Below are 14,588 nucleotides of genomic sequence, written 5' to 3' on the forward strand. Positions count from 1 at the left end.
TGTCACTCAATGACCGTAACTGACAAGTTATTGATCCAAATGCGCAGCGCCCCTTGGCAAGCCGGGGCTGGCGCCCTACCCTGTCCGCACACCCTGTACCCGGTTGTTGTTGGATTTCATGCGCAAACTTCTGTACCTGACCTTTTCCATGGCGCTCATCGCTGCGCTCACCTTCTACGCCATGTGGGCGGCTGACCGTCCGGCCGGTCATTACCTGTCGGACCTGCGGATCAAACTCGCGGTCGATCAGGGCACGCCCGCCGACCGTGGCAACCTGCTGGGCATCCAGCCCGAGCTGTTCCCCACCGACTACCAAAGCCCCGAACGCCTGCACCGCAAGCTCGCCGCCTATTTGCAGCAGGCGCAGGATCAGGGTCTTTTGAATGAAAAAACCGTGGTTATCCTGCCGGAGCATGTCGGCACCTGGCTGATGATCAGCGGCGAAAAAGACGAGCTGTACCAGGCCGCCACCCTCGCCGAGGCGATGAACTGGCTGGCGGCGAGCAACCCGGTGCAATTTGCTCGCGCCTGGCTCACCGCCAAGGGCAGCAGCCGTCTGGATGACGCGCACCTGCGCATGAAGTCCCGGGACATGGCCAAGGACTATCAGGCGCTGTTCGGTGGCCTGGCCAGGGAATTCCACATCACCCTGGTGGCCGGCTCGATCGTATTGCCTGAACCGAACATCACCGATGGCCGGCTCAAGGCCGGCAGTGGCGCGCTGTACAACAGCACCGTAGTGTTTGGTCGAGACGGCGCCCCGCTTGGTCAGCCACAGCGGCAGATGCGCCCGATCTTCGATCAGGACGAGCCATCCGGCACCCGCGAAGCTTCCCGGATCAATGTGGTCGATACCCCGGCCGGACGCCTCGGCGTGTTGATCGGCAACGACAGTTGGTATCCGGACAACTACCGCAAACTCGACGAACAAGGCGCACAACTGATCGCGGTGCCTGCGTTTGTCGTCGGTCATGGCGTTTGGGATCAACCGTGGAAGGGTTACAAAGGCTTGAGCGTGCCGGACTCGGTCAGCCTGAAACCGGGAGCCGTCAGTGAAGGCCAGGCCTGGCACCAACTGACCCTGACGGCGCAACCGCCGTCCAGCAAGGCAATGGCCGGCATGAGTGTGTTTCTGCGCGGGCAGTTCTGGGACAAGCCGAGTTCCGGGCAAAGTTTCCTCAGCAGCAACGGCCAGCAATTCGCCGACAGCGAAGCCCGTGGCGCGCGCCTGCTGAACCTCTGGTTGTAAACCATGAGACCGCTGCCGATGCGCCTCGGGGATCTGTCGGTGGGCTTTGTCCACAGCCTGGCCGATGCCGTGCGCAGCCATGACGTCGACCCGTTGCCATTGCTTGAACAGTACGGCCTGGATGCCGCACGACTGGCCGAGGCCGGGGCGCGCCTGTCGATCCCGCGCTACATGCGCCTGGGGCATGGCGCGATCCAGCTGACCGGCGATCCGGCACTGGGCTTGCGCATGGGCCGGCTCAGCCGATTGAGTCAGGCCGGGCTGGCCGGCGTGACCGCCGCGCAGGCGCCGACCGTGCGCGAAGCCGCCCGCTGCCTGACTCGCTTCGAACCGTTGTACGGCTCCAACTATCGCGGTCAGTCGAGTTTCCACGAAGACGCCAGCGGTGCGTGGCTGCGCTTCTACTCGATCAGCCCGTACAACGCCTACAACCGCTTTGTGGTGGATTCGATCATCGCCGGCTGGCTGCAGCAGTTGTCCAGCGTCAGCCCCGAGCCCCTACGCGCCGAGCGGATCGAGATCGAGTTCGACAGCCCGGATTATCGCGACGCCTATGCGGTGCTCGGTGAATGCCCGATCCAGTTCGGCGCCGAACACAATCAGTTGCGCCTGAGCCTCACCAGCCTGGCCCAGCGCAACCCGGAGCATTGCCCCAGCACCTGGAAACACTTGCTCGGTTTGTGTGAACGGGAACTTGAACAATTGACCCGCACCCGCAGCCTGCGTGAACGCATCACGCAATTGCTCGGGCCGTTACTCAATGGTGGCCGGGAGCCCGACCTGGAAGAAGTGGCGGCACGCCTGAAGCTGCCGACCTGGACGTTACGCCGAAAGCTGGCCGAGGAAGGCACGCAGTTTCGCGCGATCCTCAATGACACTCGCCGTGATCTGGCGATGACCTACATCCGCGACACCGAACTGGCATTCGGTGAAATCGCCTACCTGCTGGGGTTTGCCTCAGCCGAAGCTTTTCAGCGCGCCTTCAAGCGCTGGAACGGCCAGACACCGGGCGAATTTCGCCGCAGTCACCGCAAGACAGGCTGACGCCTCACAGCTCGGTGGCGTCTTCCGCAGGCTCTGGTGAATCCAGTTCGTAAGCCTGGAATTCGAGCAGTTCTTCTTGATAGTCATCCATTGCGTAATCCCCCTGACGCTTGCTTGAAATGGCCTGGAACAAATGACCAGTGCCTCGAGCATAAAGTGCCCGTGTGAAGGAAAAATGAAACGCGTCCTTCATGAAATAAACGTAGCAGGCGGTCAGGAATTTATCGCGGGATATTTTGAGAAGGACTCATCCACATAGCACTGTGGGAGCGAGTCTGCTCGCGATAGCGAACTTCCCGACACATTGATATTGATTGTGCCGAGGCTATCGCGAGCAGGCTCGCTCCCACAGGTTCACTGCCCGGAGGCAGGCATGGCCGGAATCGGCTCGGACGGCGGCGGCATGTCTGTCGGGTTGGCCGGCGGCGTGATGGTTTCCGTCGCCGGCGCAGGCTCGGCAACCGGTGCCGGGGTAATCGGCGCGGCTTCGGCCGGTGGTGCTACCGGCTCGGAACTGGCCGGGGTCGCTTCTGCAGGCGCTGGCGTCGGTGCCGCCGCGGGCTCGGCGGCCGGCGCTGGGGCCGGGGTCGGTTCAGCCGCAGTGGCTGGAGCCAGCGGAGCCGGCGCCGCCTTGGCTTCCGGCACACCCAGATCGGTCTTCGGTTTTTCGGTGATGTGTGCGGCTTTCTTCGCATCGGCCGGCAGGAACAGCTCGACCAGTGTGAAGAAGCGCTCGTAAAACTTCTGCGACGACACGGTTTCGCTGGCCACTTTGACCATCGAATCGTCAGACGAGCCAATCGGCATCGAGACCGAGCCCAACACACCAACACCGAGGCTGGCCGAGTTGTTGGTCTTCTTCAGCGCGTAGCGATCCTGCAGGGCGTTGGCAAACACCGTGGCATGGTGGCCGGCACTGCCATCATCGGCGCATACCACGTTGAAACTGATCTCCAGGTGGGTTTCGCCAGTCTGCTGGAAACTCTTGTGGCCGCTGACCAGTTTCGGGTCGCTGCTGGTAATGATGTAGCCCTGGCTGAGCAGTGCACGGCGGGCCGCTTCGCAACTGGCGGTATCGGTGACCGGGTAATTGCGCGAGAAAGTGCCGGAATCGTCGAAATTCTCATGCTCGTAGATGGGCTTGTCCTTGGAACAGCCGGCAGCGGCGGTCAGCAACAACGCCAACCCGATGAAACGCACGGGAATAGAATTCAACATTAAACATCCTGAGGGAAAACGGTCCGGCGCGTATTGTGCAACAGATCGTTACCCAGTGGCGCACGGATTAGTGTCTTGAAACAGTTACAACTCTACTGACCATCGGCGACAGGAAAAAGTCGCGCCGACAAATGATCGACGAACACCCGCAATTTGGCGGTTGCATGGCGACTTGATGGCCACAACACCCAGAACTGTCCGACGTGTTCCAGATACTCATCCAGCACGCGCTGCAGACGACCCTGCTGCTGCGCTTCAAAGATCATGAAGTCCGGCAGACAGGCGATGCCCAGCCCTGCCAGCGCTGCATGCCGCACGGCTTCGATCGAGGTACTGACCAGACGTGTCGGCAAGGTCGGCTCGGGCGCGCCCTCCTCACGCTTCAGCGGCCAGGGCTCAAGCTTACCGGTCGCGTGAAACGTATGGCGCAGGCAGGCGTGCTCCGCCAGATCGGCCGGGGTCAGCGGCTCGCCGCGCTCGCGCAGGTACGCGGGACTCGCCACCAACACCATATGAAACTCGCCCAACGGTCGTGCCATCAGTCGCGAATCTCGCGGTTTACCCGTTCGAATCACCGCGTCGAAACCCTCTTCAACCACATCCACCATGCGATCCGTCAGGTCCAGATCCAGTTCGATCTGCGGGTACAGCGCCATGAATTCATACATGACCGGCATCACCAGGTCATGCACCTGCGGCAGACTGACCCGCAACTTGCCGTGAGGCGCCGCTGCCGCGTCGCACAGTTCAAATTCCGCCGCTTCCACTTCGGCCAGAATCTTGCGGCAGCGTTCAAGAAACAGCGCGCCTTCGCTGGTCAGCGTGATGCTGCGGGTGGTGCGGTGAAACAACCGTACATTGAGTCGTGCCTCCAGCCGGGCAATGCTCTTGCCCACCGCTGAAGAAGACACTCCGAGCAAGCGGCCCGCCTCAGTAAAACTGCGGGTTTCCGCCACCTGCACGAACACCGAAATACTGCCCAAGCTGTCCATTCATCCCTCCCTGATTCACGACATTCTTGTCCGAGATGTTCGGAACCCTAACCTGTTTTTCCCGAATGTGCAGCGCCCTACCCTAAGGCCTTCGTCTCCTTTGGCAAAATGGAAACCCGCCCATGAACGATGTGCCACTCACTTCCCCCTCCCTCGCCGGCACCTTCGAGCCCGCAGAACGATTACCGCTGGGCGCACTACTCGCGCTGGCCACCGCCGGATTTATCACCGTGTTGACCGAGGCGATGCCCGCCGGCCTGCTGCCACAGATGAGCGCTGGGCTTGATGTCTCTCAGGCACTGATCGGGCAACTGGTCACGCTGTACGCCATCGGCTCGATGCTGGCAGCGATTCCGCTCACCATTGCCACACGGGGTTGGCGTCGGCGCCCGCTCCTGCTGTCGGCCATTGGTGGGTTTGCCATCGCAAACAGCATCACTGCGCTGTCGGAGCTGTACTGGCTGACCCTGATTGCGCGCTTGATAGCAGGCGTGTTCGCCGGGCTGCTGTGGGCTTTGCTGGCCGGGTACGCGAGCCGGATGGTCGCACCTCACCTACAAGGCCGGGCGATTACGGTGGCCATGCTCGGGGCGCCCCTTGCACTGTCGCTGGGCATTCCGGCCGGCACCTTGTTGGGCACCGCAGTCGGTTGGCGCTTGAGCTTTGCGATCATGACCGGGCTGACCGTGCTGCTGGTGATCTGGGTGCGTTGGCAAGTGCCGGATTTCGCCGGTGAACGCGCCGGAAAACGCCTGCCACTGCGTCAGGTGTTTACCTTGCCGGGCGTGCGATCCGTGTTGTTTGTAACCCTGTCCTACGTCGTCGCGCACAACCTTCTGTACACCTACATCGCGCCATTTCTGGAGCCATCGGGACTTGGCGCAGAAATCGACCGGGTGTTGCTGGTATTCGGTCTGGCGTCGGTACTGAGCCTGTGGATCGTCGGCAGCCTGATTGATCGCTGGCTGCGTCAATTGGTTCTGGTCAGTGCCGCGCTATTCCTGCTGTCGGCGATTGCCCTGGGTCTGTGGCGCGACTCGCCGGGCGTGGTCTACACCGCCACCGCCGTCTGGGGTCTGGCGTTCGGCGCGATGCCCTCGCTGTTGCAGACGGCTTTGGCAAAAACCGCCAAAGAGGCTGCCGATACCGCGCAATCGATGCTGGTGACCCTGTGGAATGTCGGCATTGCCGGCGGCGGGCTTGCGGGCGGGCTGTTGCTGAACAACCTGGGCGTCGGGAGTTACCCGTGGATTGTCGCGGGTCTGTTGCTGCTGACCCTATATGCGACCGTCAATGCCCGAAGCCATGGTTTTCCGAACGCCGGATAACGCGCATAAAAAAGCCCCGGATTTTCATCCGGGGCTCGGGTCTTGCGGCTCAGCCAGGCATCAGAAACGCTTGATGTCGGCTTCGGCTTCCAGCTGTTTGCGGTACGCCGCGAAGTCTTGCTGGCCCACACGCGATGCGAGGAAGCGACGGTATTGCGCTTTCTCTTCATCGGTCGGAGCCGCTGCTTCGTTCACACCGTTCAGGCGCACGATGGTCAGGCTGCCATCCGCCAGCGTCACGCTGGTGAAGGTCGGCTTGTCCTTGGCGGCCGGTTTCGGCATGCGGAACAGCGCTTGCAGCACCGCTGGATCAACGCCTTCCTGAGCGCGGTTCGCCGCTTCAGTAACTTTCCAGCTCTGACCGTCAACCGCCTTGTCCAGCGGCGTCTTGCCATCACGCAGACTGGCGATCAGTTGCTCCGCCTTGGTCTTGGCAGCAGCGCTGGCGTGCTCTTTGGTCAACTGGGTGCGAATGGCAGCGGCCACGCTTTCCAGCGGCAATTGAGCAGGCTTCAGGTGCTCCTTCGCGCGCAGCACGATCACGGTTTCCGGATCCAGTTCGATGGCGGTGCTGTTGGCACCCTCTTCCAGCACTTCGGTGCTGAACGCGGCAGTTACTACAGCACGGTTGGCTGCAACGCCTTCGCCACCTTCACGGCCGAACGGCTTGGAGGTGTGCACGGTCAGCTTCAGATCCTGCGCTGGCTGGGCCAGGTCGGATGCTTCGAACGAAGAGTCTTCCAGTTGCTTGGTCGCTTCGACGAAACGCTGCTCGACTTGCTGGGTTTTCAGCTCGCGGGTCAGCTTGTCTTTCAGGCTGGCCAGAGTCGGCACTTCAGGCGCCTCGACACCCAGCAGCTTGATCAGGTGGAAACCGAAGTCGGTGCGAACCGGCTCGGAAACCTGATCCTTGTTCAGCGAGTACAGGGCTTTCTCGAAGGCTGGGTCGTAAACGCCAGGACCGGCATAACCAAGGTCACCGCCGTTGTTGGCCGAACCCGGATCCTGCGAGAACTCCTTGGCCAGCGCTTCGAATTTCTCGCCCTTGGCCAGACGCGCCTGGACTTCTTCGATCTTGGCCTTGGCCTGAGCTTCGGTGGTCTTGTCGTTGACTTCGATCAGAATGTGCGCCGCACGACGCTGTTCCGACAGGTTGGCGATCTCTTTCTGATACGCCGCCTGCAGGTCTTCGTCCTTGACGGCGACCTGATCGAAGAACGAAGCCTTCTTCAGCTCCAAGTAATCGATGACCACTTGATCCGGGGTCATGAATTCCTTGGCGTGCTCGTCGTAGTAAGCCTTGACCTCGTCATCGGTCAGCTTCACGACCGAAGGGTCAGCCTTGAGGTTCAGCGTGGCGAAGTCGCGGGTCTGTTTTTCCAGACGGGCGAAGGCCAGCACTTGAGCGTCGGTCACGAAACCGCTGCCCGCCACACCGGCGCGCAGTTGGCCGATCAGCATTTCCTGAGCCAGCATCTGGCGGAACTGCATACGGCTGTAGCCCAGTTGACGGATCACCTGATCGAAACGGTCGGAGCTGAACTTGCCGTCGACCTGGAATTCAGGCGTCTGCAGGATCACTTGGTCCAGGGCCGCTTCGGAGAAAGCGAATTTCGATTGTTCTGCACCTTGCAGCAGCAGCTTGCGATCGATCAGACCCTTGAGGGCCGATTCGCGCAGCATTTTTTCATCCAGCAAGGAAGCGTCGAAGTCCTTGCCCAGTTGTTGCATCAGCTGACGGCGTTGCATATCCACCGCCTGGCTCAGCTCGTTCTGGCTGATTTCTTCACCGTTGACCTTGGCCGCCTCATTCTTGTGAGTCGTGGCCTGGAAAATGGCGTCGAAACCGGTCAGAGCCATCAGTGCAACGATGACTCCGATAATGGTCTTGGCAATCCAGCCTTGTGAATTGTCCCTGATATTCTGCAGCATGCGTCCCCCAGAAACGGTTGAACTTCAAAATTAGGCAACCGTGGAGCGTGGGTAGAATCCGGATAGAAGAAAGGCGCATCCGAGGATGCGCCTTCTCGTAACTGGCGGAGCGGACAGGGCTCGAACCCTCGATCCCGGTGTGACAGGCAGCTATTCCAACCGCCTGCTCTACCGCTCCGCTGCCAAGTCAGGCATGACCCCGACCCGGATGGGTAAAAACCTGAATCTGACTTAGTTGACAGCTTCTTTCAGGGCTTTACCGGCTTTGAAACCTGGCTTTTTGGCTGCCGCGATTTCCAGAGTCTTGCCGGTCTGTGGGTTACGACCGATGCGAGCTGGACGATCAGTTACGGAGAAAGTACCGAAGCCCACCAGAACAACGGAGTCGCCAGCCTTGAGAGCGCCAGTGACGGATTCGATTACAGCGTCCAGCGCACGGCCAGCAGCAGCTTTCGGGATATCAGCGGATGCAGCGATAGCATCAATCAGTTCCGACTTGTTCACTCTAAGTCCCCTTATATCTATTTGAGTATGATTCTAAGTTTTTTGGTGAAAGCAAAAACGAGTGCTGAATGGCCTACAGACACTTAAGAGCCGCTTTATAACAAGGGCTCTAAAAAGCTGTCAAGGAAGCCCCCCAGGCAAAAGCGTATTAATGCGTGCTAATTCTTTCCTTAGAGTCAGACTCACGTTTTTCGTCCTTGGCAACTATCTCCGGAGCCACATCCGGCAAGGGCTCCGGCGCGTATTGCAGCGCAATTTGCAGGACCTCGTCAATCCATTTAACCGGTTTGATCTGCAGATCCTGCTTGATATTGTCAGGAATCTCCTTCAGATCGCGCACGTTCTCTTCCGGAATAATCACTGTCTTGATTCCGCCACGGTGAGCGGCCAGCAGTTTTTCCTTCAGACCACCAATGGCGAGCACTTGACCACGCAAGGTGATTTCACCGGTCATGGCCACATCGGCACGCACCGGGATGCTCGTAAGCGCGGAGACAAGCGCCGTGCACATGCCCACACCGGCGCTCGGGCCGTCTTTCGGGGTCGCCCCTTCCGGCATGTGGATGTGGGTGTCGCGCTTCTCGTGGAAGTCCAGAGGAATGCCCAGGCTCTTGGCACGGCTGCGCACCACTGTCAGGGCCGCAGTGATCGATTCGACCATTACATCGCCCAGCGAACCGGTCTTGATCAGTTGACCTTTACCCGGCACAACCGCGGCCTCGATGGTCAGCAATTCGCCGCCAACCTGAGTCCAGGCCAGGCCGGTCACCTGACCGATCTGATCCTGCTGCTCGGCCAGACCGTAGCGGAACTTGCGAACGCCAAGGAAATGCTCCAGCAGATCAGCTGTCACTTTTACCGAGAAGCGTTTTTCCAGCGCATGCTCTTTGACCGCCTTGCGGCAGACCTTGGCAATCTGCCGCTCGAGGCCGCGCACACCGGCTTCGCGGGTGTAGTAACGGATGATGTCGCGGATCGCTTCCTCGTCGAACTCCAGCTCGCCCTTCTTCAGACCGTTGGCAGTAATCTGTTTTGGCGACAGGTACTTGACCGCGATGTTGATCTTCTCGTCCTCGGTGTAGCCCGGCAGACGGATGACTTCCATCCGGTCCAGCAGCGCCGGCGGAATGTTCATCGAGTTCGAGGTGCACAGGAACATCACGTCAGAGAGGTCGTAATCGACTTCCAGATAGTGATCGTTGAAGTTGTGGTTTTGCTCCGGATCGAGCACTTCCAGCAACGCCGACGCCGGGTCGCCACGCATGTCGCTGCCCATTTTGTCGATTTCATCGAGCAGGAACAGCGGGTTGCGCACACCCACCTTTGTCATCTTTTGAATCAATCTTCCTGGCATCGAACCGATGTAAGTCCGACGGTGACCACGGATTTCCGCTTCGTCACGCACGCCACCGAGGGCCATGCGCACGAATTTGCGGTTGGTGGCATGGGCGATCGACTCGGCCAGCGAGGTTTTACCCACGCCCGGAGGACCGACCAGGCACAACACCGGGCCACGGATTTTCTTCACGCGTTTCTGCACGGCGAGGTATTCAAGGATGCGTTCCTTGACCTCTTCGAGGCCGTAGTGATCGGCGTCGAGAATGTCTTCGGCACGGGCCAGGTCCAGACGCACCTTGCTCTGGGCCTTCCACGGCACCTGAACCAGCCAGTCGATGTACGAGCGCACCACGGTGGCTTCGGCGGACATCGGCGACATTTGCTTGAGCTTGTTCAGCTCCGCAGTGGCCTTGGCCAGCGCGTCTTTCGGCAGGCCTGCAGCGTCAATACGCTTTTTCAGGTCTTCGATTTCGTTGTGACCTTCGTCGCTGTCGCCGAGCTCTTTCTGAATAGCCTTCATCTGCTCATTCAGGTAGTACTCGCGCTGGCTGCGCTCCATTTGCTTTTTGACGCGGCCACGAATGCGTTTTTCGACTTGCAGCAGGTCGATCTCGGCGTCCAGCAAGGCCAGAACGTGCTCGACCCGGGCCGACAAATCGATGATTTCGAGGATTTCCTGCTTCTGCTCGATCTTCAGCGCCATGTGCGCGGCCATGGTGTCTACCAGGCGGCCAGGCTCGTCGATGCTGTTGAGCGACGACAGGACTTCAGCCGGGACTTTCTTGCCCAGCTGCACATATTGCTCGAACTGCGACAGCAGGCTGCGCACGAACACTTCGGATTCGCGCTCGGCGGCGTCGACTTCGTCGATCAACGACACTTCGGCACGGCAGTGGCCATCGACTTCGCTGAAGCGCTCGACAGCACCACGCTGCTCGCCCTCCACCAAAACCTTGACGGTGCCGTCCGGCAGTTTCAGCAGTTGAAGAACAGTGGCAATGGTGCCTACGCGATAGAGAGCCTCTTCACCGGGATCGTCGTCAGCCGGATTTCTCTGGGCCAGCAGCAAGATCTGCTTGTCGCCCGTCATCGCGGCCTCGAGGGCTTCGATGGATTTCTCGCGCCCCACGAACAGCGGGATAACCATGTGCGGATACACAACGACATCACGCAATGGCAGGAGAGGCAATTCGATGGTGGTCTTCATGATTTCGCCTCTACGGCGGCCATATGGCCGTAATCAGATGGAATTGAGCTTGAAACCAAGATGGGGGCTGACTTGAAAAAAAACAAGCGCAAAGCGGATGTAAAAAACGACATAAAAAAAAAGAGGCCCGAAGGCCCCTTCTTTGTTCCGGCAGACCGGGCGCTTACGCGTCCGGTGCAGCCTTGGCAGCCGGCTCACTGTTTTCGTAGATATACAGTGGCTTGGACTTGCCTTCGATCACGCTTTCATCGATCACGACTTTGCTCACCTCGGACTGCGAGGGGATTTCATACATCGTGTCGAGCAGCACACCTTCGAGAATCGAACGCAGGCCACGGGCACCGGTTTTACGCTCCAGGGCACGTTTGGCGACTGCTTTCAGCGCGTCGGAACGGAATTCCAGATCCACGCCTTCCATCTCGAACAGCTTGGCATACTGTTTGGTCAGGGCATTTTTCGGCTCCGTGAGAATCTGCATCAAAGCAGCCTCATCCAGCTCGTCCAGTGTCGCAAGAACCGGCAGACGACCGACGAATTCCGGGATCAGACCGAACTTGACCAGATCGTCAGGCTCGACTTCACGCAGGGATTCACCAACCTTCTTGCCTTCTTCCTTACTGCGCACTTCTGCGTTGAAACCGATGCCACCCTTGGTGGAACGGTTCTGAATGACCTTCTCCAGACCGGAGAATGCGCCACCGCAGATGAACAGGATGTTACGGGTATCAACCTGAAGGAATTCCTGCTGCGGATGCTTGCGGCCACCTTGCGGCGGAACGGAAGCGACCGTGCCTTCGATCAGCTTGAGCAAGGCCTGCTGCACGCCTTCACCGGAAACGTCCCGGGTGATCGACGGGTTGTCGGACTTGCGCGAAATCTTGTCGATTTCGTCGATGTAGACAATACCCATCTGGGCTTTCTCTACGTCGTAATCGCACTTCTGCAACAGCTTCTGAATGATGTTCTCGACGTCTTCACCCACATAACCCGCCTCGGTGAGGGTGGTTGCGTCGGCGATGGTGAACGGAACGTTCAGCAAGCGAGCCAGGGTTTCGGCCAGCAGGGTTTTACCGGAGCCTGTCGGGCCGATCAGCAGGATGTTGCTCTTGCCGAGTTCGACGTCGTCAGCCTTTTTGTCACGCTGGTTCAGACGCTTGTAGTGGTTGTACACCGCTACTGCCAGAACCTTCTTGGCACGTTCCTGACCAATTACATACTGGTCAAGGATGCCGCTGATTTCTTTAGGCGAAGGCAATTTATGCGCGCTGCTTTCGGCCTGTGCTTCCTGCACCTCCTCGCGGATGATGTCATTGCACAGGTCGACGCACTCGTCGCAGATAAAGACCGAGGGGCCGGCAATCAATTTGCGCACTTCATGCTGGCTTTTGCCACAGAAGGAGCAATAGAGCAGCTTGCCGTTGTCCTCGCCGTTGCGGGTGTCAGTCATTCGTTCGATCCAAATCCGATAGGCTTGCAACACAAGATGAAGGCTAACGCGGGCTTTTTCAAGCCCGCCGCTGATCGGACCAGCCGACCAGGCCTTTTTTGAGCTGCTTGTTTTTAAGCTGGGCGCTGGTTGATCACTTCATCGATCAAGCCATATTCCTTCGCAGCTTCTGCACTCATGAAGTTGTCGCGGTTGGTATCACGCTCGATTTCTTCAAGCGTACGCCCGCTGTGCTTGGCCATCAGCGTGTTCAGGCGCTCACGGATGAAGAGGATTTCCTTGGCATGGATTTCAATATCCGATGCCTGGCCCTGGAAACCACCCAGTGGCTGGTGAATCATCACACGGGAGTTCGGCAGGCAGAAACGCTTGCCCGGAGCACCGGCCGTCAGCAGGAAAGCACCCATGCTGCATGCCTGACCAATACAGGTCGTGGATACGTTCGGCTTGATGAACTGCATGGTGTCGTAGATCGACATGCCCGCTGTCACCGAACCACCTGGGGAGTTGATATAAAGATGGATGTCCTTGTCCGGGTTTTCCGCTTCAAGGAACAGCAATTGCGCGCAAATCAGGTTGGCCATGTAGTCCTCTACCGGACCCACCAGAAAGATCACTCGTTCTTTAAGAAGACGCGAGTAGATGTCATAGGCGCGCTCGCCACGAGCAGATTGCTCGACAACCATCGGGACCAGGCCGCCGGCGGCCTGGATATCAGAGTTCTGCTGAATATAGGAATTACGGAACATGCTCTGCAGTCACTCCCAAATAGTCATGTCTTGAATACGCATAAGCCAGCTCGAAGGCTGGCTTATGGTGTGTGCTTCTAACGCAAAAACAATCAGTCGGCTTTTGGAGCTTCTACCGGCTTGACCGCTTCTTCGTAAGAGACCGATTTGTCGGTCACGCTAGCTTTCTGCAGAACAGTATCCACAACTTGTTCTTCCAGCACAACCGAACGAACTTCGTTCAGTTGCTGCTCGTTCTTGTAGTACCAGGACACGACCTGCTCAGGCTCTTGGTAAGCCGAAGCCATTTCCTGAATCATTTCGCGAACGCGGGCTTCGTCTGGCTTCAGGTCGAATTGCTTGACCACTTCAGCCACGATCAGACCCAGTACAACGCGACGCCTGGCTTGTTCTTCGAACAGCTCGGCCGGCAATTGGTCAGGCTTGATGTTGCCACCGAACTGCTGAACAGCCTGCACGCGCAGACGGTCAACTTCGTTGGACAGCAGAGCCTTAGGCACTTCGATCGGGTTGGTGGCCAGCAGACCGTCCATTACCTGATTCTTGACCTTGGATTTGATCGCCTGACGCAGTTCACGCTCCATGTTCTTGCGAACTTCGGTGCGGAAACCGTCGATGCCGCTTTCCTTGATGCCGAATTGAGCGAAGAACTCTTCGTTCAGCTCAGGCAGTTTTGGCTCGGAAACGGTGTTTACAGTCACGGTGAACTCGGCGGTTTTACCAGCCAGGTCCAGGTTCTGATAGTCCTCTGGGAAGGTCAGGTTCAGAACGCGCTCTTCGCCGGCTTTAGCGCCGACCAGGCCCTCTTCGAAGCCAGGGATCATGCGGCCGGAACCCAGTACCAGCTGAGTGCCCTTGGCGGAACCGCCAGCGAATACTTCGCCGTCAACCTTGCCAACGAAATCGATGTTCAGCTGGTCTTCGTTCTGGGCAGCGCGATCGGCCACTTCAAAACGAGTGTTCTGCTTGCGCAGGATGTCCAGCATTTTGTCCAGATCGGCGTCAGCCACGTCAGCGCTCAGGCGCTCGACGGTGATGCCTTCGAAGCCGGCAACGGTGAACTCAGGGAACACTTCGAATACGGCTACGTATTCCAGGTCCTTGCCAGCTTCGAGCGACTTAGGCTCGATCGACGGCGAACCGGCCGGGTTCAGCTTCTGCTCAACCACAGCTTCGTAGAAAGAGGACTGGATCACGTCGCCGATCGCTTCCTGGCGCGCATCAGCACCGAAACGGCGCTTGATTTCACTCATTGGCACTTTGCCTGGACGGAAGCCAGCAATCTTGGCCTTTTGGGCAGTCTGCTGCAGACGCTTGTTGACCTGAGTCTCGATGCGCTCAGCCGGCACGGTGATGCTCATGCGGCGCTCAAGAGCAGTAGTATTTTCAACAGAAACTTGCATGGATATTCCTCGTTGCACAGACGTTAGCCGGCCGTTTCCGACCCAAGAATCAAGGGCAAGCATTCTAGTAGGTCAAACTCAAGAAGTCACCCTACTGAAAACGGGTAAAAAAACAGCAGGCAAATTGAAGACGGGGACAAACGGTTGCGCCTCGCCCTGTTAGCAAATACAGCCAAT

The 14,588-nt window shown here is 58.7% G+C and carries 12 protein-coding genes; 3 read left to right on the forward strand and 9 right to left on the reverse strand.

The genetic code is table 11. The features are described 5' to 3' along the window. Positions 1-118: 118 nt before the first annotated feature. Positions 119-1,249 carry a nitrilase-related carbon-nitrogen hydrolase gene (locus N8H71_RS18275; protein ID WP_262195062.1) on the forward strand — a complete coding sequence of 377 codons (1,131 nt, stop codon included), beginning with the start codon at positions 119-121 and terminating at the stop codon, positions 1,247-1,249. A 3-nt stretch (positions 1,250-1,252) separates the two neighbouring features. Beyond that, on the forward strand, positions 1,253-2,293 hold the full coding sequence (locus N8H71_RS18280; protein ID WP_262195063.1) for an AraC family transcriptional regulator: 1,041 nt from the start codon (positions 1,253-1,255) through the stop codon (positions 2,291-2,293). A gap of 4 nt (positions 2,294-2,297) precedes the next feature. Here the strand turns inward: N8H71_RS18280 and N8H71_RS18285 are convergent, their stop codons facing one another. From N8H71_RS18285 to N8H71_RS18295, 3 genes are all read right to left on the reverse strand, one after another. Continuing rightward, on the reverse strand, positions 2,298-2,486 hold the full coding sequence (locus tag N8H71_RS18285) for a hypothetical protein (protein WP_139834508.1): 189 nt from the start codon (positions 2,484-2,486) through the stop codon (positions 2,298-2,300). A gap of 161 nt (positions 2,487-2,647) precedes the next feature. Beyond that, the gene (locus tag N8H71_RS18290; RefSeq protein ID WP_262195066.1) at positions 2,648-3,511 is read right to left on the reverse strand and encodes a DUF2242 domain-containing protein; all 864 of its coding nucleotides are present in this window, start codon (positions 3,509-3,511) and stop codon (positions 2,648-2,650) included. Positions 3,512-3,603: 92 nt separating this feature from the next. After that, positions 3,604-4,503 carry a LysR family transcriptional regulator gene (locus N8H71_RS18295; protein ID WP_262195067.1) on the reverse strand — a complete coding sequence of 300 codons (900 nt, stop codon included), beginning with the start codon at positions 4,501-4,503 and terminating at the stop codon, positions 3,604-3,606. A 122-nt stretch (positions 4,504-4,625) separates the two neighbouring features. Between N8H71_RS18295 and N8H71_RS18300 the strand changes: the two genes are divergently transcribed. Next, positions 4,626-5,831: an MFS transporter gene (locus N8H71_RS18300; protein ID WP_262195068.1), complete on the forward strand. Its 1,206-nt coding sequence runs from the start codon at positions 4,626-4,628 to the stop codon at positions 5,829-5,831. A gap of 60 nt (positions 5,832-5,891) precedes the next feature. On the opposite strand, the gene N8H71_RS18305 is transcribed toward N8H71_RS18300, so the two are convergent. The 6 genes from N8H71_RS18305 to tig all read right to left on the reverse strand — a co-directional run bounded on the left by N8H71_RS18305 (position 5,892) and on the right by tig (position 14,411). Further along, positions 5,892-7,763 (reverse strand): SurA N-terminal domain-containing protein, encoded by a 1,872-nt coding sequence (locus N8H71_RS18305; RefSeq protein ID WP_262195069.1) that lies wholly within the window; start codon positions 7,761-7,763, stop codon positions 5,892-5,894. Positions 7,764-7,994: 231 nt separating this feature from the next. Then, positions 7,995-8,267 (reverse strand): HU family DNA-binding protein, encoded by a 273-nt coding sequence (locus N8H71_RS18310; RefSeq protein WP_002552737.1) that lies wholly within the window; start codon positions 8,265-8,267, stop codon positions 7,995-7,997. A gap of 148 nt (positions 8,268-8,415) precedes the next feature. Next, positions 8,416-10,812: an endopeptidase La gene (gene lon / locus N8H71_RS18315; protein ID WP_262195070.1), complete on the reverse strand. Its 2,397-nt coding sequence runs from the start codon at positions 10,810-10,812 to the stop codon at positions 8,416-8,418. Positions 10,813-10,975: 163 nt separating this feature from the next. Then, positions 10,976-12,259, reverse strand: coding sequence for an ATP-dependent Clp protease ATP-binding subunit ClpX (clpX, locus tag N8H71_RS18320; protein WP_085699001.1), 1,284 nt, complete (start codon positions 12,257-12,259; stop codon positions 10,976-10,978). Between the two features lie 113 nt (positions 12,260-12,372). Continuing rightward, positions 12,373-13,008: an ATP-dependent Clp endopeptidase proteolytic subunit ClpP gene (clpP, locus tag N8H71_RS18325; protein ID WP_007951559.1), complete on the reverse strand. Its 636-nt coding sequence runs from the start codon at positions 13,006-13,008 to the stop codon at positions 12,373-12,375. Positions 13,009-13,100: 92 nt separating this feature from the next. Then, a complete protein-coding gene (gene tig / locus N8H71_RS18330) occupies positions 13,101-14,411 on the reverse strand; it encodes a trigger factor (RefSeq protein ID WP_262195071.1) in 1,311 nt (436 codons plus the stop codon). Positions 14,412-14,588 lie beyond the last annotated feature (177 nt).

Source organism: Pseudomonas koreensis (assembly GCF_025447595.1).
In the GTDB taxonomy this organism is placed as follows: domain Bacteria; phylum Pseudomonadota; class Gammaproteobacteria; order Pseudomonadales; family Pseudomonadaceae; genus Aquipseudomonas; species Aquipseudomonas koreensis_H.

Coding starts and splice junctions, on each gene's coding strand:
- N8H71_RS18275 (WP_262195062.1), top strand. CDS start 119: ATGCGCAAACTTCTGTACCTGACCTTTTCCATGGCGCTCATCGCTGCG.
- N8H71_RS18280 (WP_262195063.1), top strand. CDS start 1,253: ATGAGACCGCTGCCGATGCGCCTCGGGGATCTGTCGGTGGGCTTTGTC.
- N8H71_RS18285 (WP_139834508.1), bottom strand. CDS start 2,486: ATGAAGGACGCGTTTCATTTTTCCTTCACACGGGCACTTTATGCTCGA.
- N8H71_RS18290 (WP_262195066.1), bottom strand. CDS start 3,511: ATGTTGAATTCTATTCCCGTGCGTTTCATCGGGTTGGCGTTGTTGCTG.
- N8H71_RS18295 (WP_262195067.1), bottom strand. CDS start 4,503: ATGGACAGCTTGGGCAGTATTTCGGTGTTCGTGCAGGTGGCGGAAACC.
- N8H71_RS18300 (WP_262195068.1), top strand. CDS start 4,626: ATGAACGATGTGCCACTCACTTCCCCCTCCCTCGCCGGCACCTTCGAG.
- N8H71_RS18305 (WP_262195069.1), bottom strand. CDS start 7,763: ATGCTGCAGAATATCAGGGACAATTCACAAGGCTGGATTGCCAAGACC.
- lon (WP_262195070.1), bottom strand. CDS start 10,812: ATGAAGACCACCATCGAATTGCCTCTCCTGCCATTGCGTGATGTCGTT.
- clpX (WP_085699001.1), bottom strand. CDS start 12,259: ATGACTGACACCCGCAACGGCGAGGACAACGGCAAGCTGCTCTATTGC.
- clpP (WP_007951559.1), bottom strand. CDS start 13,008: ATGTTCCGTAATTCCTATATTCAGCAGAACTCTGATATCCAGGCCGCC.
- tig (WP_262195071.1), bottom strand. CDS start 14,411: ATGCAAGTTTCTGTTGAAAATACTACTGCTCTTGAGCGCCGCATGAGC.